This is a genomic window from Aestuariivita sp. (assembly GCF_049276915.1).
Classification (GTDB): domain Bacteria; phylum Pseudomonadota; class Alphaproteobacteria; order Rhodobacterales; family Rhodobacteraceae; genus Aestuariivita.
Window position 1 is genome coordinate 79,568 of record NZ_JBASXK010000158.1, and the last position, 23,053, is coordinate 102,620.

General features: G+C 59.8%; 22 protein-coding genes. 12 read left to right on the top strand and 10 right to left on the bottom strand.

Features of this window, described 5'->3' with window-relative positions:
- Positions 1 to 26: 26 nt before the first annotated feature.
- Positions 27 to 209, top strand: a complete 183-nt coding sequence (locus WAO69_RS16875; protein ID WP_422181278.1) for a DUF1674 domain-containing protein — start codon at positions 27 to 29, stop codon at positions 207 to 209.
- Positions 210 to 329: 120 nt separating this feature from the next.
- Here the strand turns inward: WAO69_RS16875 and WAO69_RS16880 are convergent, their stop codons facing one another.
- The gene (locus WAO69_RS16880; protein ID WP_422181280.1) at positions 330 to 644 is read right to left on the bottom strand and encodes a dihydrodipicolinate reductase; all 315 of its coding nucleotides are present in this window, start codon (positions 642 to 644) and stop codon (positions 330 to 332) included.
- Between the two features lie 160 nt (positions 645 to 804).
- Positions 805 to 1,614: a 4-hydroxy-tetrahydrodipicolinate reductase gene (dapB, locus tag WAO69_RS16885; RefSeq protein WP_422181282.1), complete on the bottom strand. Its 810-nt coding sequence runs from the start codon at positions 1,612 to 1,614 to the stop codon at positions 805 to 807.
- Between the two features lie 89 nt (positions 1,615 to 1,703).
- On the opposite strand from dapB, the gene rbfA reads away from it, so the two are divergent.
- The 6 genes from rbfA to rpsO all read left to right on the top strand — a co-directional run bounded on the left by rbfA (position 1,704) and on the right by rpsO (position 5,864).
- Positions 1,704 to 2,099: a 30S ribosome-binding factor RbfA gene (gene rbfA / locus WAO69_RS16890; protein WP_422181284.1), complete on the top strand. Its 396-nt coding sequence runs from the start codon at positions 1,704 to 1,706 to the stop codon at positions 2,097 to 2,099.
- 77 nt (positions 2,100 to 2,176) lie between these two features.
- Positions 2,177 to 2,842 carry a phosphodiester glycosidase family protein gene (locus tag WAO69_RS16895; RefSeq protein WP_422181323.1) on the top strand — a complete coding sequence of 222 codons (666 nt, stop codon included), beginning with the start codon at positions 2,177 to 2,179 and terminating at the stop codon, positions 2,840 to 2,842.
- Positions 2,843 to 2,905: 63 nt separating this feature from the next.
- Positions 2,906 to 3,808, top strand: coding sequence for a tRNA pseudouridine(55) synthase TruB (gene truB / locus WAO69_RS16900; protein WP_422181286.1), 903 nt, complete (start codon positions 2,906 to 2,908; stop codon positions 3,806 to 3,808).
- Entirely contained in the window at positions 3,809 to 4,315 is a 507-nt protein-coding gene (locus tag WAO69_RS16905) for a DUF1643 domain-containing protein (RefSeq protein ID WP_422181288.1), read from the top strand.
- 108 nt (positions 4,316 to 4,423) lie between these two features.
- Positions 4,424 to 5,419 carry a calcium-binding protein gene (locus WAO69_RS16910; protein WP_422181290.1) on the top strand — a complete coding sequence of 332 codons (996 nt, stop codon included), beginning with the start codon at positions 4,424 to 4,426 and terminating at the stop codon, positions 5,417 to 5,419.
- Between the two features lie 175 nt (positions 5,420 to 5,594).
- Positions 5,595 to 5,864, top strand: coding sequence for a 30S ribosomal protein S15 (gene rpsO, locus WAO69_RS16915; RefSeq protein WP_422181292.1), 270 nt, complete (start codon positions 5,595 to 5,597; stop codon positions 5,862 to 5,864).
- Positions 5,865 to 5,942: 78 nt separating this feature from the next.
- Here the strand turns inward: rpsO and WAO69_RS16920 are convergent, their stop codons facing one another.
- Positions 5,943 to 6,629, bottom strand: coding sequence for an SGNH/GDSL hydrolase family protein (locus WAO69_RS16920; protein ID WP_422181294.1), 687 nt, complete (start codon positions 6,627 to 6,629; stop codon positions 5,943 to 5,945).
- A gap of 445 nt (positions 6,630 to 7,074) precedes the next feature.
- Between WAO69_RS16920 and pnp the strand changes: the two genes are divergently transcribed.
- Both pnp and WAO69_RS16930 read left to right on the top strand, forming a co-directional pair.
- Positions 7,075 to 9,219 carry a polyribonucleotide nucleotidyltransferase gene (gene pnp / locus WAO69_RS16925; protein ID WP_422181296.1) on the top strand — a complete coding sequence of 715 codons (2,145 nt, stop codon included), beginning with the start codon at positions 7,075 to 7,077 and terminating at the stop codon, positions 9,217 to 9,219.
- 139 nt (positions 9,220 to 9,358) lie between these two features.
- A complete protein-coding gene (locus tag WAO69_RS16930) occupies positions 9,359 to 10,075 on the top strand; it encodes a glycosyltransferase family 25 protein (protein ID WP_422181298.1) in 717 nt (238 codons plus the stop codon).
- On the opposite strand, the gene WAO69_RS16935 is transcribed toward WAO69_RS16930, so the two are convergent.
- On the bottom strand, positions 10,072 to 10,725 hold the full coding sequence (locus WAO69_RS16935; RefSeq protein ID WP_422181300.1) for a peroxiredoxin: 654 nt from the start codon (positions 10,723 to 10,725) through the stop codon (positions 10,072 to 10,074). The two genes, WAO69_RS16930 and WAO69_RS16935, sit on opposite strands and share 4 nt — an antisense overlap.
- Before the next feature lie 157 nt (positions 10,726 to 10,882).
- Between WAO69_RS16935 and WAO69_RS16940 the strand changes: the two genes are divergently transcribed.
- Positions 10,883 to 12,322 (top strand): aldehyde dehydrogenase family protein, encoded by a 1,440-nt coding sequence (locus tag WAO69_RS16940; protein ID WP_422181302.1) that lies wholly within the window; start codon positions 10,883 to 10,885, stop codon positions 12,320 to 12,322.
- 114 nt (positions 12,323 to 12,436) lie between these two features.
- Positions 12,437 to 13,282, top strand: a complete 846-nt coding sequence (locus tag WAO69_RS16945; RefSeq protein ID WP_422181304.1) for an alpha-1,2-fucosyltransferase — start codon at positions 12,437 to 12,439, stop codon at positions 13,280 to 13,282.
- Here the strand turns inward: WAO69_RS16945 and WAO69_RS16950 are convergent, their stop codons facing one another.
- The 6 genes from WAO69_RS16950 to WAO69_RS16975 form a co-directional block, all read right to left on the bottom strand.
- Positions 13,283 to 13,924, bottom strand: a complete 642-nt coding sequence (locus tag WAO69_RS16950) for an RluA family pseudouridine synthase (RefSeq protein ID WP_422181306.1) — start codon at positions 13,922 to 13,924, stop codon at positions 13,283 to 13,285.
- Positions 13,914 to 14,819, bottom strand: a complete 906-nt coding sequence (gene rarD, locus WAO69_RS16955) for an EamA family transporter RarD (protein WP_422181308.1) — start codon at positions 14,817 to 14,819, stop codon at positions 13,914 to 13,916. The genes WAO69_RS16950 and rarD overlap by 11 nt, the downstream gene beginning before the upstream one ends.
- 237 nt (positions 14,820 to 15,056) lie before the next feature.
- Positions 15,057 to 17,498 carry a GcvT family protein gene (locus WAO69_RS16960; RefSeq protein WP_422181310.1) on the bottom strand — a complete coding sequence of 814 codons (2,442 nt, stop codon included), beginning with the start codon at positions 17,496 to 17,498 and terminating at the stop codon, positions 15,057 to 15,059.
- 111 nt (positions 17,499 to 17,609) lie between these two features.
- On the bottom strand, positions 17,610 to 18,521 hold the full coding sequence (locus tag WAO69_RS16965; RefSeq protein ID WP_422181312.1) for a homocysteine S-methyltransferase family protein: 912 nt from the start codon (positions 18,519 to 18,521) through the stop codon (positions 17,610 to 17,612).
- 126 nt (positions 18,522 to 18,647) lie between these two features.
- A complete protein-coding gene (locus tag WAO69_RS16970; RefSeq protein WP_422181314.1) occupies positions 18,648 to 21,098 on the bottom strand; it encodes a GcvT family protein in 2,451 nt (816 codons plus the stop codon).
- A gap of 174 nt (positions 21,099 to 21,272) precedes the next feature.
- Positions 21,273 to 21,845, bottom strand: a complete 573-nt coding sequence (locus WAO69_RS16975; protein WP_422181316.1) for a helix-turn-helix domain-containing protein — start codon at positions 21,843 to 21,845, stop codon at positions 21,273 to 21,275.
- 161 nt (positions 21,846 to 22,006) lie between these two features.
- Here WAO69_RS16975 and WAO69_RS16980 point away from each other — a divergent pair.
- The coding region (locus WAO69_RS16980; protein WP_422181319.1) for a DM9 repeat-containing protein at positions 22,007 to 23,053 on the top strand (1,047 nt) is incomplete at its 3' end.

Consider the following 23,053-nt stretch of genomic DNA (forward strand, 5'->3'; position numbering starts at 1 on the left):
AGGCTGTGAAGACAAAGGAACCCGGCATGACAGACACAGACCGCGACCAGCTGCCGCCTGCCGCCCAGCGCGCTCTGGCCGAAGCCGAAGCCCGCCGCAAAGAGGCCGAGGCAAAAGAACCGCTTCCCAAAGAACTTGGCGGTCGCGATGGTCCCGAGCCCGTGCGATACGGGGACTGGGAAAAGAAGGGCCTTGCCATAGACTTCTGAGGCGCGCCCTGCGGATTGCTCGTGCTGACGTGACCCGGGCAGTGCGCATGCGATCCCCGCTGGGCACAAAAAAGGCGCGGCACATCTGCCACGCCCCAATCTCAAAGCATCACTGATAGCTCAGCGCAGACGGAAAATCGCCGATTGGCCCTGTCCACGGTCCGACGTGAACCGGATGCGATCCTGATTGATCCGGACTTCCTGGCAATTGTAACCCAGATCGGTTCCACCCCAATCCAGATCACGGCAGAAATAGCCATCTTGCCAGGCCCATTTACCGGTCACTTCCCAGCGTGCACCCATGCCCGATATCTCGCCCGTCGGGCTGACTTCAAGCTCGACAAAAGGGCGGGTCAGTGTCTTTCCACCGACCACCTGTTTGAATTGGTTTTCATCAGCAATCTTGGCAAAGTCGGCAAGGACCGGACCAGCCATGAACGCGAAAGCAGCAGAGAGCAGATATGTACGCACAGGACAAACCCTCAAGAAACGCCGAATTACGAATATAAACTGATTACGCGCTTCTAACCGATTTGGATCACTTTTCAGAGCAAAATATGCACTCAATTCGCGCGAATCTGCACTGGAACGGGCATCAGAGGCCCAGAACATCCATCATGTCATAAGAACCCGGCGGCTTTCCCTGCCCCCAAAGCGCAGCACGCAGCGCCCCTCGGGCAAAAAGCGCGCGATCACTGGCCACATGGCGCAGAATGATTCGCTCGCCCGGGCCCGCGAACATGACGTCATGCTCTCCGATGATATCGCCGCCACGAATGGCGGAAAACCCGATGCGACCGGCCTCGCGGACACCCGTGATCCCATCGCGCCCCCGGTCAGACACATCGCCCAATGACACGCCACGCCCTTCGGCGGCGGCTTCACCCAGCATGAGGGCCGTGCCGGACGGAGCATCCACCTTCTGATTGTGATGCGCCTCGATCACTTCGATGTCGAAATCCTCATCCAGCGCCGCTGCCACCTTCTTTGTGAGCTGAACCAGCAGATTCACGCCAAGGCTCATGTTGCCCGCCCGCACGATCACCGCATGACGCGCGGATGGCTCAAGCGCTGCAATCTCCGCATCGGTAAAGCCCGTTGTCCCGATGACATGGACCAGCCTCGCCTGTGCCGCCAGCTTGGCGAACTCCAGAGTTGCAGCAGGTGCAGTAAAGTCGACAACGGCCTGCGCTTGGGCAAAGGCCTCCAGCGGATCATCCGTCACCGTGACGCCCAAAGGTGCCCCGCCCATCGCCGAGCCAAGATCCTGCCCAACCCATGCATGGCCCGTTCGCTCGACGGCCCCGATCAGTCGGGCCTTGTCGCTGCTGCTGATCACCTGAGCCAGCATCTGGCCCATCCGCCCGGAGGCTCCGGTCACCACAATTCCGGGAAGCTGTGTCATCTGGCTCTTGCTCCTGTCATTCTGCCCAGCCCTCTTACCCAAGCCTGACCTGCTTGGCAAAGGCTGGCCGACCGCTTAAGTGAAGAGCCATGGGAAAGAACAAGTTTCATGATGGATCGGGCCCGTCGCAGCGACAGCTGCGCGTGGGCGAATTGATCCGACGGACGCTGGCCGAAGTGCTGGCGCGCGGGGATATACATGACCCCGATCTGAATCGCCTGTCCATCACCGTGGGCGAGGTGCGCACCTCATCCGATCTCAAGATCGCGACGGCCTTCGTGCTGCCCTTGGGTGGCAAGGGCTCGGACGAGGTCCTCAAGCTGCTGGCGCGCAACAAGCACGAACTGCGCCGCATCATCGGCAAGAAACTCGCTTTGAAATATGCACCTGACCTGCGATTTCAGTTGGACGAGACCTTTGATCGTATGGACGATACGCGCCGCATAATGGCTCAGGACGTCGTGCGGCGGGATGTGGACGAGTGAAACCAGTCGCTGCCGCCCTTGGCATTTTTCTGGGCAGCGCCTCGGTGAGCTTTGCTGAATCGCTCGACTGCCGCGAGATGGCGCAAGGCAACAATATCTATGCGGTATGTAAAGTGGACGCGCGGCAGGCAGACATAAGACTGTTCCTGAACGACGACGATGGAACGCCGCTTGCCCAGTTCGACACGGTAAAGGACACGCTTGCGGCGGAAGGCAGAACACTGGCTTTCGGCATGAATGGCGGGATGTATCACGAAGACCGCGCGCCGGTCGGATTGTACATTGAACACGGCGAAGAGAAAATGCGCCTGATCCGGGGGGCAAGCCCGGGCAATTTCGGCCTTGTGCCCAACGGTGTCTTTTGCATCCGTGAAACCCGGGCAGACGTCATCGAAACAGAACGCTTTGCCGCCGCACCGCCTGCCTGCATCCATGCCACGCAATCCGGCCCGATGCTGGTGATCGACGGCGCATTGCATCCACGGTTTCTGCCCGAGAGCACCTCGCGCTTTATCCGCAACGGAGTCGGGACAAGCGCCGATGGCAGCCGCGTCGTCTTCGTGATCTCGCGGATCCCGGTGACATTCCATGAATTCGGCCGCTTCTTTCGCGACGATCTGGGACTGCCCAATGCGTTGTTTCTGGACGGCAACATTTCGCGCATCTACGCCCCACCGCTGAACCGGGATGACAAAGGCTTTCGCATGGGACCAATCATCGGCGTGGTACGGCAGGCCGATTGACCCTCAAGAGCAGCCGCGTATAAGGCGATCTTTCCGAACAACCACTAAACAAAAGGCAGCGCTTTGGCACGCAAGGGACGCGACATATCCGGATGGCTGGTGGTTGACAAACCCGCCGGTCTCACCTCGACCGCCGTGGTCAACAAGGTTCGCTGGGCACTTCAGGCGAAGAAGGCAGGTCACGCGGGCACGCTGGACCCCGAAGCCACAGGTGTTCTGGCCATTGCTCTGGGAGAGGCCACGAAAACCGTGCCCTACATCACCGACGCTCTGAAAGCCTATTCCTTTATCGTGCGGTTGGGGCAGGCGACCAATACCGATGACACCGAAGGCGAAGTGATTGCCAGCAGTGACATCCGCCCCACGGATGAGCAGATAAAACAGGCCCTTGGCGGATTTGTCGGCGATATCATGCAGGTGCCGCCCAAGTTTTCCGCTGTCAAGATCGACGGGCAGCGCGCCTACAAGATGGCCCGAGACGGGGAAGAGGTCGAACTGTCCGCCCGCCCCCTTTGGGTGGAAGAACTTGTGATGACCGACCGCACCGATGCCGATCACGTCTCGTTGGAGATGATCTGCGGCAAGGGCGGATATGTCCGCTCGATCGCACGCGATCTGGGCGAGGCTCTGGGCTGCTTTGGTCATGTCGTGTCCCTGCGTCGCATCTGGTCAGGTCCGTTCGAGGCGAAAGACGGGCTGACCCTTGATCAGATCGAAGCGATGGCTCACGACCCCAAGCTTGACGCTTATCTGAAGCCGCTTGAGGTGGGTCTGCATGATCTGCCCGAACTGCGCTGCACCGCTGAGGGGGCCACGCGTCTGTGCAATGGCAACCCCGGCATGGTGATCGCATCAGACGTTGAATACGGCGACGAAGCCTGGGCCTCTCTGGATGGCAAGGCCATTGCGGTCGGCATCTATAAATCGGGCGAATTGCACCCGTCACGCGTGTTCAATCAGGACTAGATGATCACGCGGACGCATATCAAGGGCGATGCGCCCTCGACGGCGGTCTATTCCGATTGCGAACGCTACCGGTATAGCCTGACCCGGGTCTGGGAACCGGACGGGCGCAAGGCTTTGTTCGTGATGCTGAACCCATCGACAGCCACAGAGGTTCAGAATGACCCTACGGTCGAACGCTGCGAGCGTCGCGCCCGGGCGTTGGGGTTCGGAGCCTTTCAGGTGACCAACATTTTCGCATGGCGCGACACCGATCCCCGTAACATGCGCGCGGCTCGCGATCCCGTCGGTGACGCCAATGATGCTGCCATCCTGCAGGGAGCCGAATGGGCTGACCAGATCGTCGCCGCATGGGGCACCCATGGCGCGCATCTTAAGCGCGGCTCGAAAGTCGAAGCGCTTTTGCGCGGGGCGGGACATACCCTGTTTCATCTCGGGCTCAGCAAGGCGGGGCATCCCAAACACCCGCTTTACATTTCATACACCCAGCAGCCCGAACCTTGGGTCTGAGACCAGCAAGAAACGGTTAACCACGAGATCAGCTTGGCTTTGACCGGGCGACCCGTGGCGTGTCAGGGTCACGGCCTGCGGTTCTCTTTGGTTTCATGTGGGGCAGTGATGCTGTGGTTGGCAGGTTTGATGGGAATGATCGCCGTTGGTGCGGCTGGCATGGCCGGTTTCCTGGATCCCGATGACGATGTCCCCGGCGCGGCCGAAGGCATTGATGACGCGCCGCCTCCTCCGGATCCTGATCCCCGGGGGTTGGATCTTCTTGAACTCATCGGCTCGGACGGGGCTGACACGCTGTCCGGCGGCGATGGTGATGACACGATCCGCGGCGGTGCCGGCAATGACGAGATCTCGGGATATGGCGGTGCCGATCTGATCAAGGGTGGGTCGGGGCAGGACGACCTGCATGGCGCGGACGGCGACGACACGCTGTTCGGCGGCGCGGATGATGACAGATTGCACGGCGAGGACGGCGCAGATCGGCTGTTTGGCGGTACCGGCAATGACACGGCCTATGGCGGGAATGATGACGACAGCCTTGATGGTCAGGACGGGGACGACCAGATGTTCGGCTCTGCCGGGAATGACAGCCTGGCTGGCGGCACAGGAAACGACGCGCTGCATGGCGGGCTGGACAATGACAGCCTGCGCGGTGATCTGGGGTCCGATACGCTATTTGGCGGATGGGGCGATGATATCCTGTCGGGCACGGTCCTGAACGCAGAAAGAAGCGATACGGATGATGTGGACTTCCTGAACGGAGGTGGCGGCTCGGATGCGATCACGCCAGGTACGGGCGATGTCGTGGACACGGGCGACGGGGCTGACACGATCTTTCTTGGGGATTGGATTGGTCCGGATCACCCGGTGGAGGTGATCGATTTCAACGTGACCGAGGACCGCTTGATCATGATCTGGAATGGCGTTGGCGGGGCAGAACCCGAGATCGAGCTTCTTTCGAATGCTGAAGACCCGGATACAGTTCAATTGGTCCTGGACGGAGACATCATCGCCGTCTTGCGTGGCGGGGCCGCGCTGAGCGAAGATAACATCGCCCTTCTCACCCGCGCCGAGGCGGCGACACGTGGTCTGATGCTGAACTGATCGCCTGACTTGGGGCTGGCACAAAGCCTTTGCTATCCTCGTCAATTCCGCCTATACGCGCCCATCCAATCCGGAATCGCCTTTTGAAGGAGGTTGCGGATGGAGCTCTCCAAGGGCCTGTGCTGGACGACATCCCGGCCTGCGCCATTCACCTTAACCCCGTAAGGAGACCCCGATGTCGATTACTGCAGAAGTAAAAGCTCAGGTCATGAAAGACTTTGCAACCAAAGAAGGCGACACCGGTTCGCCCGAAGTTCAGGTTGCAATCCTCAGCTCGCGGATCGCGACGCTGACTGAGCATTTCAAGACACATAAAAAAGACAACCACGGCCGCCGCGGCCTGCTGAAGATGGTGGCCCAGCGTCGTAAGCTGCTGGACTATCTCAACGGCACAGACCCGGCCCGTTACCAAGACCTGATCAAACGCCTCGGCCTGCGCCGCTAAGCCAGAGACGGTCACTGAAATTGCGAACGCCCGCTTGTTTCAAGCGGGCGTTTTCATTTTGGCAACCCAAGCTGACACTCAGCTGGCGTCGCTTATGATCTTTGCAATCTTTGCAGCGATGGCATTGCTGGCCTTCTGCGAAGGATGGATCATGTCAGCCGCGTGGTACGAGCCGTCTCCGTATGGAACCAAATCACGCAGCGACAGGAAATACACCCCGTCCCGATCCTCTGCCATGCGGGCGATACGCTCCTCCAGCTTGTCGCCTTCATCCCGGCAATGCTCAATCGGTGAGCCGCGACCAGGGCTGCGCAAATAGCCGACATAGATAACCCTGGCCCCGGTAGAGCGCAGTTCAGACACCAGATCCGCGATCTTGCCGTCGCTGCCATCAGGCGCGATCATCCGATCAATACGCGTGTCGCAGGCGATACATCCACAGGCCATCCAAAGGTCGTTGCCACCGCCATTCAAGATGATCCAATCCCAATCACCCGGCATGAACTGCTGTGATATCCGCATGCCAAGCGCGCTGCTGACAGGCAAATTGTTGATCATCCGCGCCCCCGAGACAGAGCGGTCAATCACAGGTTCACCCAGATAGGCCTCGACCCGATAGGAGATCGACGCCTTGGCCGCCGAATGCGATGCCAGCAGTGAATCGCCCATGGCAAGGATGCGCGCCGGCTGATCGGGGTTTTCACGCTCTCCGCATGCGACAAGCACAAACAAAAGAGCAATCAGAGACAGAACGCGGTTCTTCATAAGCTTGCCACACACACCATTTCAATCGCAGATCACTGCCCTGCTCAAAGTCCTATCTACACAAGAGAATTATGGCATCGACGCGGGCGCAGTGTGACCATGATTTGACCGCGATAAAGTAAGCATACCGCCAAGGCGGGTCATAGAAAGCAAAAACCGGTCACCAGCTGCGCTTGCAGACTGTGGATATGCGCCATGCGCAGATCCAAAAGGCCCGAGACATGCAAGCTCTGATCATCGGGGCAAGCGATCCCAAGCGCTGAATCACCCTAAACCATCCCGGCTTTCCAAACCGCGCAAACTCCTGTATGGCCCCGGTTATCTGAGACGTAACGCTTTGGACCCCAGCGTTCGCAAACAAGGATTGGGGTCGGCGGCAATGGGGCCGCCAGTCAAACGGGAGACCCGGGATACGCCTGGGAGTGCTCCCAAACAGGAAACGATGATGTTTAACATTTCTACGAAGTCGATGCAGTGGGGCGAAGAAACGCTCACACTGGAAACGGGCAAGATTGCCCGTCAGGCAGATGGCTCGGTCATTGCCACATTGGGTGAAACCAGCGTTATGGCTAACGTGACCTTCGCCAAATCGCCCAAACCCGGTCAGGATTTCTTTCCGCTGACCGTTCACTATCAGGAAAAATACTATGCCGCCGGCAAAGTGCCCGGTGGTTTCTTCAAGCGCGAGGCGCGCCCGACGGAAAAAGAGACGCTGACAGCGCGTCTGATCGACCGTCCGATCCGCCCGCTGTTCGCAGCAGGCTTCAAGCACGAAGTGCTGGTCATGTGCACCGTGCTCTCGCACGATCTGGTCAATGACCCTGACATGGTGGCAATGATTGCAACCTCTGCGGCGCTGACCATCTCGGGCGTTCCGTTCATGGGTCCGATCGGTGCCTGCCGCGTGGGCTTTTCGGACGGCGAATACGTTCTGAACCCCACTGTGGATGACATGCACGAACTGCGCATGAACCCCGAACAACGTCTGGACCTGGTGGTTGCCGGGACCAAGGACGCGGTGATGATGGTGGAATCCGAAGCCTATGAGCTGACCGAAGCGGAAATGCTGGGCGCGGTGAAATTCGCACATGAGCAGATCCAACCGGTCATCGACCTGATCATCGATCTGGCCGAAGATGCCGCGAAAGAGCCGTTTGACTATCAGGCTCCGGATTACTCGGATCTCTATGCCGCCGTGAAAGCTGCCGGTGAAACGCAAATGCGCGCAGCATTCGCAATCACAGACAAGCAAGAACGGACCGCAGCCGTTGCAGCCGCACGGACCGCGATCACCGACAGCCTGAGCGAAGAGCAACTGGCAGATGCCAACCTCGGTTCGGCCCTCAAAAAGCTTGAGGCGTCGATCCTGCGGGGCGATGTCGTGAAAACCGGCAAGCGGATTGACGGGCGTGACACCACGACAGTGCGTCCGATCGTTTGTGAAACCGGGCTTTTGCCACGGACACATGGCTCGGCCCTGTTTACACGTGGCGAGACACAAGGTCTGGTCGTCACCACGCTGGGTACCGGCGATGATGAGCAATTCATCGACGCGCTGCACGGGAATTTCAAATCGAACTTCCTGCTGCACTACAACTTCCCTCCCTATTCGGTGGGCGAAGCCGGTCGCGTGGGCCCTCCGGGCCGCCGTGAGATCGGACATGGCAAACTGGCATGGCGTGCGCTGCAGGCGGTTCTGCCTGCCTCGACCGACTTTCCTTACACCATTCGTCTGGTGTCAGAGATCACTGAATCCAACGGCTCGTCGTCAATGGCGTCAGTCTGCGGTGGCTCCTTGTCGATGATGGATGCGGGCGTTCCGCTGAAAGCACCAGTTGCCGGTGTGGCCATGGGTCTGATCCTGGAAGATGACGGATCCTATGCAATCCTGACCGACATTCTGGGTGACGAGGATCACCTGGGCGATATGGACTTCAAGGTTGCGGGAACGGAAAACGGCATCACGTCGCTGCAGATGGATATCAAGGTCGCAGGCATCACGCCCGAGATCATGGAGAAAGCCCTGGCGCAAGCCAAGGACGGTCGCCTGCACATTCTGGGCGAAATGGCCAAGTCCATGACCGAAGCGGGTGACTTCTCGGTCCACGCGCCGCGGATCGAGACGATGCAGATCCCAACCGACAAAATCCGTGAAGTGATCGGATCGGGCGGTAAAGTGATCCGCGAGATCGTCGAAGTGTCTGGTGCCAAGGTCGATATCAACGACGAAGGCATCATCAAGATCGCTTCGCCGAACGCAGATTCGATCAAGAAGGCCTATGACATGATCTACTCGATCGTGGCCGAGCCAGAAGAAGGCGGCATTTACAAAGGTACGGTCGTCAAGATCGTCGACTTTGGTGCCTTCGTGAACTTCTTTGGCAAGCGTGACGGCCTGGTGCATGTCTCCCAGATTGAAAACCGTCGCCTGAACCATCCTTCGGATGTGCTCAAGGAAGGTCAGGAAGTCTGGGTGAAACTGCTTGGCTTTGATGATCGCGGCAAGGTTCGCCTGTCGATGAAAGTCGTTGATCAGGAGACCGGCCAGGAAGCCCCACAAGAAGAAAAGAAAAAGGAAGACGCGGAATAACGCGGTCCGTCCTGAATGATGAAAGGCCCTCGGATCTCCGGGGGCCTTTTTCTTTGGGCTCGCTGCATCAGAAGGCGCATGTTCGCGCCATCGGTTTAGATCTCTGGCGAGACAGGCGCGGGCGCGGTATGCAGAAGCCATGCACAGCCTGATCATCCATATGTCTCAAAGCACAGCCCGACGCGCAAATGCGGAACAGTTGCTGCTGGATCTGCCAAACGCAGAGTTGCTCGAGGCCGTGGATGGGCGCGACCCGGCGCAGGTGGCGGGCGTGAAGACCCACGCGGGTGACCTGTATGCGCCACGGTATCCCTTTGCCCTGCGCCCGGCTGAGATCGGGGTGTTTCAAAGCCATCGACGGTGCTGGCAGACCATCCTGGATCGCGGGTGGGAGCGTGCGCTTGTCGTTGAGGATGATCTGGCCGTGGAGCCCAAGCGCTTTGCCCGTGCGCTGCAGATACTGGATGCGCATATGACACCCGAGATGGTTGTCCGCCTGCCGGTGAAGGCACGTGAGCTTCCGGTCCAAGTGTTGGCCAGTGAAGGGGATTTACAGCTGATCCTGCCGAAAGTGATTGGCCTGCAATGCATCTGCATGGCGGTGGGCGCACGGGCGGCTGAGCGCCTGCTGAGAGCCAGTGAGGAGATCGACCGGCCTGTGGATACATGGTTGCAGATGCATTGGGCAACCGGGCAGCCCATCCATGCGTTGCTGTCCAATGGCAACCGCGAGATCGCAGGCGAGATCGGCGGCTCGACCATCCAGACAAAAACCCGCGCCAGCGGGAAACTGGCGCGGGAAGTCAAGCGCGCGGCATATCGCGCGCAGATCGCGTTCAAGCCACAAAGGGCTTAACCCGGAAGTTTGGTCATGCGCAGATAGGGCAGGACCGTTCTGAATTCACCGAATTTTTCCTTGGCATCGGCATCCGACACAGCCGTGGGGATGACCACGTCCTGACCCACTTCCCAGTTGGCAGGGGTCGCGACACCGTTCTTGGCGGCCGTCTGCAACCCGTCCAGCGCGCGGAGCACTTCGGCAAAGTTGCGCCCCACATTCATCGGATAGGTCATGCTGAGCTTCAGTTTCTTGTCAGGCCCGATGATGAAGACCGACCGCACGGTGGCGGTATCATTTGGCGTGCGGCCGTCGGGCAGATAGGCTTCGGAAGGCAGCATGTCGAAAGCTTTGGAAACCGCCAGATCGGTGTCGGCAATGATCGGAAACCCGGGCTTTGCGCCCCCTGCCGTTTCGATGTCGCCCTTCCATTTCTTGTGATCCTCGACTCCGTCGACGCTGATGCCCATGACCTTGGTGCCGCGCTTGGCCCATTCATCGGCGAGTTGCGCCACCGCACCGAATTCGGTCGTGCAGACCGGGGTGAAATCTTTGGGATGCGAGAACAGGATCGCCCAACTGTCGCCGATCCAGTCATGCAGGCTTATTGCCCCGTGATCGGTCTCGACCGTCAGATCGGGGATAGTGTCGTTGATGCGAAGTCCCATGGTAGTCTCCTTTTGCGAGTCGCGCTTGCTTCCTACCTTGTGATTAAGGGTCCGGGATACAACCCCTTGTCTTGCCCCTGACCGGACAGAGTGACAGAGTGCCGGCGATTCCCTGACCGGGCGGTCAGGCATGAAACACGTGATTGGGAGTGTCAGAATGATCGAGAAGCGCCAGTTTTACATCAACGGGGCCTGGGTCGACCCGGCTCAAGCCAATGATTTCCATGTGATTGATCCGTCAACGGAAGACCCCTGCGCTGTCATCTCACTGGGTGGTCAGGCCGATACGGATGCGGCTGTGGCCGCTGCAAAAGCTGCCCTGCCCGGCTGGATGGCGACCCCGCCTGAAGAGCGTATCGCATTGGTTGAAAAGCTGCTTGAGACATTTGCCGCACGGGCAGAAGACATGGCGCAGGCCACTTCAATGGAGATGGGTGCGCCGATTGACATGGCACGCCAGCAGCAGGTGACATCCGGCACCTGGCACCTGAAGAACTTTATTCGCGCGGCCAAGGCGTTCCAGTTCGACAAACCCCTGGGCGATCATGCGCCCAATGACCGGATCATCTATGAGGCGGTGGGTGTCGCCGCTTTGATCACCCCATGGAACTGGCCACAGAACCAGATCACGTTGAAAGTCGGTGCAGCGGCGATCGCGGGTTGCACAATGGTTCTCAAACCCTCCGAGCAGAGCCCCCTGAACGCCATGATCTTTGCCGAATGCATGCACGAGGCCGGCTTTCCCGCTGGCGTGTTCAACCTTGTGAATGGTGATGGCGTTGGCGTCGGCTCGCAGCTGAGCGCACATCCGGATGTGGATATGGTCAGCTTTACCGGATCGACCCGCGCGGGCATCGCGATTTCCAAGAGTGCTGCCGATACGCTCAAGAAAGTGCATCTGGAACTGGGTGGCAAAGGTGCCAACCTGATCTTTGCCGATGCCGACGAAAAGGCCGTCAAGCGCGGCGTGCTGCACATGATGAACAACACCGGCCAGAGCTGTAACGCACCCAGCCGGATGATGGTCGAAGCCAGCGCCTATGATCAGGCGGTCGAGATTGCGAAAGAAACCGCTGAAAAGGTCACAGTGGGCAACGCGCATGAGGAAGGTCGTCACATCGGTCCCGTCGTGAACGAACTGCAGTGGAACAAGATCCAGGGCTTGATCGAGACCGGAATCGCGGAAGGCGCGACCCTGGTTGCCGGTGGTCCCGGCCGACCCGAGGGGTTCAACAAGGGCTATTACGTCCGCCCCACGGTTTTTGCCGATGTGACCAATGACATGACCATCGCGCGCGAGGAAATCTTTGGCCCGGTTCTGTCCATCATGAAGTTCAAAACCGAAGAGGACGCGGTCGCCATGGCAAATGACACGGTTTATGGCCTGACAAACTATGTTCAGACCTCCGATCCCGTGCGCGCCAATCGTCTGGCACGCCAGTTGCGCTCGGGGATGGTCGAGATGAACGGCCAGAGCCGCGCCGCAGGTTCACCGTTTGGAGGGATGAAGCAATCCGGAAACGGCCGCGAAGGCGGTGTCTACGGGATTGAGGATTTTCTTGAGGTAAAGGCTGTGTCGGGCTGGACACCTGAGTAAGCTCGCCTCAATGCGCATGAAGAGCCGTCCTGAAGGGCGGCTCTTTTTTGGGTATTTTTGACCAGAAAGAAGCAGGGGTAGCGGGAGTTGGCTACCTCGCGTAAGGATCGCGCCATGATCTATGCGCGTTTACATGGCCGGCTGGGCAACCAGATGTTTCAATATGCGGCAGCGCGCGCGCTGGCTGAACGCCATGGCGTGGCTGTCGCATTGGATGCGCGCGGGGCAAAGCGGCGCGGTGAAGGTGTTCTGACCCGCGTGTTTGATCTGGATCTGGCCAAGCCCGAGACATTGCCGCCGGCCAGGGATGAAAGCATCTTGCGCTATGGGCTGTGGCGCTATCTTGGTGGCGCTCCGCGCTTCGTGCGCGAGAAGGGGTTGGCGTTCAACCCAAGCTTTGATGCTTTGCCGGATGACGTTTACCTGCACGGGTATTGGCAAAGCGCGAGATACTTTCACGGTGCAGAAGATCGGATCCGGCGGGATTATGTCTTTCCGGAGGTCTCGAACGCGCAAAACGCAGAGATGGCCGCGCGGATTGGCGAGAGCCTGGCCATTTCCCTGCATGTACGTCGCGGAGATTATGTGGCGCTCAAGGCGCATGTTCTGTGCGATCAAGCCTATTACGAGGCTGCTTTGATGCGGGTTCTGGATGGGCTGGAGGCCACACCGACAGTCTTTGTTTTTTCCGATGATCCCGTCTGGGCGCGCGACAATCTGGACCTGCCCTGCGAAAAAGTGGTTGTGGATTTCAACGGGCCGGAGACGGATTTCGAGGATATGCGGCTGATGTCGCTTTGTGATCACAACATCATCGGGAATTCGTCGTTTTCCTGGTGGGCCGCATGGCTGAACGCCAATGCTGGCAAACGCGTGATCGGCCCTGCACGTTGGTTTGGTGATCCAAAGCTGTCAAATCCCGACATTCTGCCGGCAGACTGGATACAGATCAGCGCCTGATCAGAACTCGGGCATGGCGCGGAACTTCAGCCCTTTGCCGGATTCGGGGTGATTGATGCGCAATTCTTCCGAGTGAAGCATCAGGCGGGGATAGTCAGCCGCTGCCCCTTCAGCATAGAGCGGATCTCCAAGGATTGGATGGCCCAGAGCCAGCATATGGACGCGAAGCTGGTGACTGCGCCCGGTGCGCGGAGAAAGGCGCACCCGGGTCTCGTGGGCATCATCTTTGACAACCCGCCAGTCGGTGACCGAGGGGCGACCGTTCTCGGGGTCCACCATCTGACGGGGACGGTTGGGCCAATCCACCCCCAGGGGCAGATCGACCCGGCCGGTTTTCGGCTGAAGGCGGCCCCAGACACGGGCGATGTAGCTTTTCCTGGCTTTGCGCAGCTCGAACGCTTTGGAGAGGGTGCGCTGCGCATATGGGGTCAGTCCAAAGACCATCACGCCCGAGGTGTCGCGATCCAGGCGATGCACAAGCAACGTATCCGGGAAAGCCGCTTGCAGCCGGCTGAGCAGGCAATCCCTCAGATCGTCGCCCTTGCCCGGGACCGAGAGCAGTCCGGACGGTTTGTTCACCGCGATGATATGGGCATCTTCATAGAGGATATCCAACGGGGTTTGCGGCGGCTCATATGTCATGGCGCATCTGACGGATCATGGATGTGGTATAGATGACCAGCGCCAGCCAGATCATCGGGAACGCGATCAGCCGGGCTCCTGCGAACTCTTCCCCGAACACGAAAAGCGCCACGAGGAAGATCATCGTGGGGGTGATGTATTGCAGGATGCCGATGGTCGACAGGCGCAGACGCTTGGCCCCGTTGGCATAAAGCATCAGTGGCACGGCTGTCGCGAAACCGCTTCCGATCAGGAGCCAGGTATCCTTGGAATTGCTGAGGAAATGGCTCTGGCCTGTCATCACGAAGTACCCGATCAGACCCAGCGCCACGGGAGACAGGATCATCACTTCAAGCATGAACCCCTGGTTGGGTCCGATGGGCAGGCGCTTCTTGAAGAAGGCATAAAAACCCCAGCTGAATGTCAGACACAGCGCGGCCCAGGGCAATGTACCGGCCTCCCATGTCAGCAAGCACACCGCGCAGGCCGCAAGTGCAATGGCGGCAAGCTGGGCGCGGCTGAGGCGTTCGCCAAGCAGGACCGCTCCGAGGAAGACCGAGAACAACGGGTTGATGTAATAGCCAAGCGCTGCCTCGACCGCATTGCCGCTGGTGATCGCCCAGACATAGACGCCCCAGTTGATCGACACGAGTGTCGCGGTCAGGCAGGCCATACCCAGCATGGAGGGGGTAGAGAGTGCCGTGCGCAGCTCTTTTGTTCGCCCAAGTGCCATAAGCACGAAGCCGGCGATGGGGATGGACCAGATCACACGATGGGCCACAATCTCGACCGGGGAGATATGATCCATCAGCTTGAGATAGAGCGGCAGGAACCCCCAGAGCACATAAACGAAGATCGCAAAGCCAAAGCCTTGTGCTGTGTCGCGATCCTGAAGGGGGGGTGTGGTGACGCTCATGTCGGGCCTTTCGCAGCCTCTGGTACCCTGCTGGTTGCCGATTGGAAAGTGCCGCTAGCAAGGGCCTGCATCAAGAGACCACGTCACAGGATAGGTTTCCGCCGAACCGAGGTTCTCAAAAAGATCGAAGCCCGAAACGAAACACCCGTTTTGCGCCGGCGGCGCATCCCTGCGCACGCCCGGCTCAACCGTCAGAACCTGCCCGCTCCTCAGGGCGCGATTGCTGGCGCGCCCTGTTCAGGCGCGCACGCGTTCGGATTTGGGATCATACATGGGCCGCAGTGATGCCTCGGCGACGACACGTGTGCCGGCCACGTCGATCTCATAGCGCGATGCAAGAACCTGATCTGATGTTTCGTCGGCGCATGGCACATATCCCATGCCGATGGCCCCCCCAAGATGGTGACCATAGGCACCAGAACTCAGGTAACCGACAATCTGTCCGTCCCGCAGAATTGGCTCGTTGTGATAGAGCAGAGGTTCGGGATCGGTCAGGCGGAACTGGACAAGGCGGGTCTTGAGACCCTCGTCGCGCTTGCGCTCGACCGCATCCCGGCCAATGAAATCGGTTTTGTCCTTGGCGACGGCAAAGCCAAGACCGGCTTCCAGCACGTGATCTTCGCAGGTGATGTCATGGCCAAAATGTCTGAAGGCTTTTTCGATGCGCGCGCAATCCATCATATGCATGCCACAGAGTTTGAGACCCATGTCGCGCCCGGCGTCCCAGATCGTTTCGAACCCGTGGCCTGCCATGTCAGCGCTGATGTAGATCTCCCAACCCAGCTCACCAACATATGAAACCCGGTGGACACGGGCGAGGCCCATGCCCAACTCGATCTCCTGTGCAGTTCCGAATGGGTTGACGGCGTTGGAGAAATCATTGGGCGAAATCTTCTGCATGAGAGTGCGGGCATTGGGACCCATTACCGCCAGCACCGCTTCGCCTGCGGTGACATCCGTGATGACGACATGTGCATCGCCCAGGTGGCGGCGCATCCAGGTTTCATCCGCCAGCCGCGTCGCTGCCGGGGTGACAACCAGATAGGCCGTTTCGGACAGCCGGGTGACAGTCACGTCTGCTTCTATCCCTGCCCCGGCATTCAGGAACTGCGTATAGACGATCTTGCCTGTGGGCACCGACATGTTCGCTCCGCACAGTCGGTTGAGGAAGCTTTCGGCATCCGGCCCCTCGACGCGAAGTTTACCGAAGGAAGACATGTCATACATGCCAACGTTTTCGCGCACGGATCTGAGTTCATCGGCGACGTTGCCGAAGAAATTCTGGCGCTTCCAGCTGTATTCATATTCGGCTGTCTGACCGTCGCGCGCGTACCAGTTGGCGCGCTCCCAGCCTGCCAGTTCGCCCATGACGGCTCCGTGCTGGCAAAGATGATGGTGGAAGGGCGTGCGACGCACACCGCGCGCCGTCGCCTTCTGGCGATAGGGATAATGGTCGGCATAAAGCAGGCCCAGCGTTTCCGTCGAGCGGTCCATCAGATAGTGCTTGTTGGACTGGAACGGCTGCATCCGCGCGATGTCCACATCGCCCAGATCAAAAGGCTTGGCACCATCCTGCATCCATTGCGCCAACGCCATGCCCGCGCCGCCTGCCGATTGAATGCCGACCGAGTTGAACCCGGCGGCGACCCAGACATTGTCCATCTCGGGGGCAATCCCGAGGTGGTAGGCATCATCCGGCGTAAAGCTCTCGGGGCCATTGAAGAAGGTATGAATGCCCGCCTCGGCCAGCATGGGCATGCGATTGACCGCATGTTCCAGGATCGGCTCGAAGTGATCAAAATCCTCAGGCAGTTGATCAAACTCGAAGCTGTCGGGAATCGGACCCCAGGGTTTGGACAGCGGTTCGAATGCGCCAAGCAACATCTTGCCAGCGTCTTCCTTGTAATAGGCGCATTCATCCGGCACGCGCAGCACTGGCATTTGTGTCAGACCTGCGATGGGTTCAGAGACAATGTAGAAATGCTCGCAGGCCTGCAGGGGGATGCTTGTGCCAAGCATCTTGCCCACGTCACGGCCCCACATGCCGGCACAGTTTACCACGTGCTCGCAGGCGATATGGCCGGTGTTGCCCGCTTCGTCGGCCCAGTCGATGCCGGTGATCCGCCGCCCTTGCCGGGTTGCACCGGTGGCCTTGACGCGCTCTTGCACGATGGCACCGCCCTGACGGGCCCCCTTGGCCAGCGCAAGCGCGATATTGGCAGGATCGCCCTGCCCGTCCTTGGGCAGATAGACACCGCCGGTCACGCCGTCGATGTTGAGATGCTCGTATCGGGCCTTGATCTCGGCCGGGCTGATCTCTTCGATCTCGACTCCGAAGGCACGCGCCATTGCGGCCGAGCGGTGCAGTTCTTCGAGGCGCTCGTCGGTGAGAGCCGCAGTGATCGAACCCACCCGTTTGAAGCCCGTCGCCGTGCCTGTTTCGGCTTCGAGATTGCCATAGAGTTCCTGGCTGTATTTGGCGAGCCGGGTCATGTTGGCCGTCGCACGCAGCTGCGCAATCAGGCCAGCGGCATGCCAGGTGGTGCCGGAGGTGAGTTGTTTGCGCTCGAGCAGGACAACATCGGTCCAGCCGAGTTTGCTCAGGTGATAAGCCACCGAGCAACCGATGATTCCGCCGCCAATGATGACGACGCGGGCAGAGGAGGGAAGATCAGTCATGGGTCGTCCTTTTGGTTTGGGCGCGGTCTGATCGGACGCTGACGCGTCCGATCCGTTGGGGGCGCTGCCCCCAAACCCCCGCCGGATTTTCAGCAAGAAGAAGGGATCATGTCAGACAAGAGTGTGGCCTTGTGCCTTGAGACGATGGGCGAGTTCCAGAATGTGGTCGGGGCCGACTTCGCAGCAGCCGCCAACGATCGTGGCACCCTGGTCAACCCAGCCCATGGCCATATCGGCATAGATTTCGGGCGTCAGGTCCACACGATGTTGAAGCGCGTCAACGGTCGGGGCCTCGGTAAGAAAGCCTTCGGAGATATGAGTGAAACCGTTGGCATAGGCCCCGAACGGCAAGCCGGCATTTGCCAGGATATCAAGGCCTGCCTGAACGACTTCGGGGCGCGAACAATTGATGAGCACCGCCGCAGGTCGCGCCGTTTCGGGCAGCGCCAGGATGAGGTCGACGATGGTCTGGACAGGCTCGCCCGAGCGCAGCTTGGTGCCGTCAAAATCATCGACGGATACCGCAAGCCAGACCGGCTTGTCGGTGACCTCCTTGACAGCGGCAAGCGCCGTTTGCGCATGGTTGAGCGATGAGGCGGTTTCGATCAGCCACAGGTCGACACCGGCATCGAGCCGTTTGATCGTGGGATGATACATGGCCCCAGATTGTGCCGTGCTGACCACGATATCGGGGCGGTATGACGCGCCGATCGGCCCCAGAGACCCGGCGATACGCCCCGAGCCATGAGCATCGCGCGCCGTGGTAACCGCGCCAAGAGCCGTATCCAGCAGTTGGGGAATCATATCGACGAGATTCACGCGGTCCAGCCGGTCTGCCATGACCGCATAGGTGTTGGTCGTCGCCACCGTTGCGCCGACCTTGAAATAATCCGCATGCACCGCGCCGACCAGTTCGGGATGGTCGATCATCACCTGGGTGGACCACAGCGGCGTGCGGCGATCCTGAGTGCGTTTGACCAGTTCTTGTCCGATGGAGCCGTCAAGAAGAGTGATATCAGTCATTGCTGCGCCTTTATTGCAGAAGGATGCGATGAGGTTGGGCCGCGCGATCTGCATCGCGCGGAGTTGTAGATGCCGTGGCAAACATCGCCGTCAGAGCAGCCGAAGACATCAGGCCGATCCGGAGGCTCATGCGCGCAGACGTTCGTTTTCGGGATCCCAGAGCGGTTGATCCGGTTGCACGATCGCGCGACAGCGCTGGCCGAAAATCTCGACCTCGAGCTCGGTTCCCGGCACCGCAAGGTCCGGACGCAGCATGCCAAGCGCGATGGAGGATCCCACGCGATACCCCCAGGCCCCCGAGGTGGTCTCGCCCACGACATCGCCCTTGTACCAAAGGGTGGACATATAGGGTGCGTCGGCCTCGCCTGCGTCGACGGTGAGGGTGACGAACCGCTTTTTCACACCTTGCTGTTTTTCGTTCAAAAGCGCCGACTTTCCTGGAAAATCCTGTGGTTTGTCGAGTTTGACAAACCGGTCGAGCCCGCCTTCGAGCAGGGTGTAATCGGTGGACAGATCGCCTTTCCAGGCGCGATATCCCTTTTCGATGCGCAGGGAATTCAGCGCCCACATGCCGAAGGGTTTCGCGCCTGCTGCAAGCACCGCGTCGTAGATCGCGGGGATGCTGTGGTTCTCGGCGTGGATTTCCCAGCCGAGTTCCCCGGCAAAGGACACGCGCAGCAGGGCGGCCCATTCGCCCGCCACATCGGTCTCCTGGAAACTGAGCCAGGGCAGCGTGAGATCGGCATTGGTCAGTCCCGAAAGCAGGTCGCGCGATTTCGGGCCGGTGACGATGAGCGTGGACATGCGCGTGGTCCAGTCCTCGACGGTCAGGCTGCCGTCTGCGGGCAGATTGTTCAGGATCACGTCGCGGTCATGCCATTGCGCGGTGGCCGCTGTGACGAGGATGAAATGATCCTCGGCCTCACGCGTCACCGACATTTCCGTCAGGATGCGGCCCCGGCTGTCGGCAAAATAGACAAGACCGACGCGCCCGATCTTGGGAAGCGCACCGGTGATCTGGCCGCGCAGCCATTCATCCGCCCCCGCCCCGAAGACCTTGAAACGGGAAAACCCGGGCAGATCGAGAACGCCGACGCCGTCGCGCACGGCTTCGCATTCCTCGCGGATGCGCGGCTCCCAAGGGCCTGCGCGGTTCCATGTGTGGGTGGCTTCCAGCGATGTATCATCGCCCGGCTGGGCGAACCAATTGGCCCTCTCCCAGCCGTTATAGGCCCCGGTCTGACCGCCCAAATCCTTGATTTTACTGTGGTTTGGAGAAAGTTTCTTGTCGCGCGCCGCAGGCCATTCATGCCAGGGGAAGTGCATGGCGTATTCGTGGCCGTAGACTTCGATGGCTTTCTGATCGCAGTAATCCTGATCGGTGTAATCGGTATAGCGGCGCGGATCCACAGACCACATGTCCCATTCGGTCTGCCCTTCGGTGACCCATTCGGCCAGCACCTTGCCTGCCCCGCCGCCCTGGGTGATGCCAAAGGTAAACACGCAGGCCTCATAGGCATTGGGCACGCCGGGCATGGGACCGATCAGTGGCAATCCATCGGGCGCATAGGGGATGGGACCGTTGATGACCCGGCCGACGCCTGCGGTACCAAGGATCGGGACGCGCGCCATGGCGTCTTCGATATACCATTCGAGACGTTCCAGATCATCGGGATAAAGCTGAAAGCTGAAATCTTCGGGCATCGGATCATCCGGCGTCATCCAGTGGCCCTTGCAGTTGCGCTCATAGGGTCCGAGGTTGAGGCCGTGCTTGTCCTGGCGCAGGTAATAGCTGCTGTCGACGTCGCGCAGGAGGGGAACCTTGCGGCCGTTCTCTTTGGTCCAGGCAGCCAGTTCGGGGATCTCTTCGGTGAGGAAATACTGGTGGCTCATCGTGGCCATCGGCACCGTGCGCCCGCCATAGGGCTTGAACCACTCGCCCACGCGCTGCGCATAGTAACCTGCTGCATTTACTACCTTTTCGCAGCGTACGTCGCCTTTGGGAGTATGCACGATCCATTCGCCATTCTCGCGGCTGACGCCGGTTGCGGGGCAGAAACGTTCGATGCGTGCGCCCATGTCGCGGGCACCTTTGGCAAGGGCCTGTGTCAGCTGGGCGGGGTCGATGTCGCCGTCGTCGGGATCCCAGAGTGCGCCGGCAAGATCATGGGTTTCGATGAAGGGATAGCGCTCCTTGATGTCGCTGATTTCCATCATTTCCAGATCAAGACCCTGATAGCGCCCCATGGAGCGGGCGCGTTCGAACTCCATCATCCGCTCCTTGGAATGACCCAGCCGGATAGAGCCGGTGACGTGATAATTCATAGGATAATCAACCTCTTGGGCGAGACCGGCATAGAGGCCCAGAGAATAGCGCTGCATGTTCATCACGGCCCATGAGGTCGAGAAACTGGGGCAGTTTCCGGCCGCGTGCCAGGTCGAACCCGCGGTGAGTTCGTTTTTCTCGAGCAGGACGCAATCGGTCCACCCGGCCTTGGCCAGATGATAGAGGCTGGAGGTACCTACGACTCCGCCGCCGATGATCACGACGCGGGCTGTTGTTGGAAATTCGCTCATGTGTGCAGTCTCTCTGTTGGATCGGAGTTTTGTTCGTTTTGTACCGCTTTCGGGGGGCGGGGTGACCGTTTTGTAACCCCCCGGCGGCTCAGTTCCGGTGCAGTTGGGGCCATTTGCGATGGTGTGATCGTCGCTCTTGACGGGGATCGGAGCCGGTGTTCATCGTGTCGTCCTTCAATAGACCGGCGGGGCGATCACCCAGATCACCACGGCAGGTTGCGCATAGGGATTGGCATAACAGAACGGCTCTCCCCGGATGCGGAAACTGTCCCCTTCGCCCACGGTGAAGCCCTGCCCGCCAATGGTCAGGTCAAGCTGGCCGGAGACGACATAGCCCACCTCCTGAGTCGGGCGGCTGACGGGGCGGGTGATGGCGCAACCGGGTTTGAAGGTGGAATGCACCATCTCGAAATCATCGGTCAGATCCGGGGAGAGAAGTTCCTCGACCAGACCGGCCTGGGACGTGCCGATGGGGCGGCGGGCGCGGGCGCGCACGATGTATCCGGCTTCGCCCGCGGGTGCGGGTGCATGGCTGAAGAACATCGACACCGGCACGTCGAGCGCCACGGCAATCTCCCGCAGATCGCTGACCGACAGATCGGAAAGATCACGCTCAACCTGGCTGAGCCACCCGACAGAGCGGCCAAGGGTTTCGGAGAGCTCGCTCAGCGTCAGCCCACGCGCCTTGCGGAGCGCGCGCAGATCAGCCCCAAGGGAGCCTGTCAGGACTGGTTGCTGATTTGTCATGCGCCGAGAATCTTTCGTGAAATTTTTCACCGTTTTTTCATTTGCGAGAGTCTGAGCGGCAAAATCAAGGAAAAAGGTATGGAATACCCGAATGATCGGTTGACGCAGGGTCATGCTAGGGTCAGGCCATTGCTTTTGTCACCTGGCTTGAAGGAGAACACATGCGCCTGTTGCCCGTTTCCCTGATCGTGGGATTTACCACGACCCTGTCCGCCCGGGCCGATGGCCGGTCATTCGATGATACCCTGCTGGACAAGCTCAAGCAGAACCCGGCTTTCACCGCGCGCGTCCCTCGGGGATTTGACCCTGTCAAACTGACCCGCACCGGGGGTGTTGTGCCGGGGCCATTGATCTGGGGCGAGAACCCCAACGAGATCGCCGTGGTGGTGAAAGGTCTGAAAACCGAGCGGCACACCAATTGCGATCCGTCCCGGGTGCGCAGCTATGATGGCACGATGAACCTGACATTCACCGAGAGCCAGAGCTTTTCGGTGACACGGGGAGAATCTGTTGCCGCGACATTCGAGGTATCGGCTGACTTGCCGTTCGGATCGGCCTCGGCATCGGCGACGGCCACCTTGTCGACAAGCGTGGGACATACGGACGGCTCGTCCGAACAGATCGAATTCGGTCATGGATACACCGCCGTCATCGGACCCTTGAAATATGCCGATACGCAGATGCAGGTGCTGGAGCAAAAGATCGAAGGCCAACCCTTTTCGGTCGATCTGGAGATCACGGGCGATGCGCGCATCGACCTGGCACCGCGCGTTGCCTGGCTGAACCCGTCGCAGGTGCCTGCATCGCTGAGGGTTCTGTCGGGGTCCGAGCCGATTGGCTCGAGCAACGCGAGACGAGACCTGCAGCTGTGCCGTGCCCGGCATCAGGGCATATGGCATCCGGGCAAGATCATCGGGCAGCGGTGCAATTTCTCATATGGCGGAGACGAAATCCGTGGCAGTGGCTTTCAGGTGCTGTCGATGCCTTCGGGCAGCTATGAGTGGGTGTCACGGGACCGCTTTGAAAACGACAACACCGAGGCCGATGTCGCCAAGGCGCGGTCCCCCGCGATCATCGCGGGCAAGGAATCCAGATCGGATCGCTATGATGGCCAGTTGGTGGTGTGCCGCGCCGAGCACGAGGACGGCATGCATCCCGGCAAGATCGTGATCAACCATTGCATGTTCGGCTATGCCGGCAAGGAAATC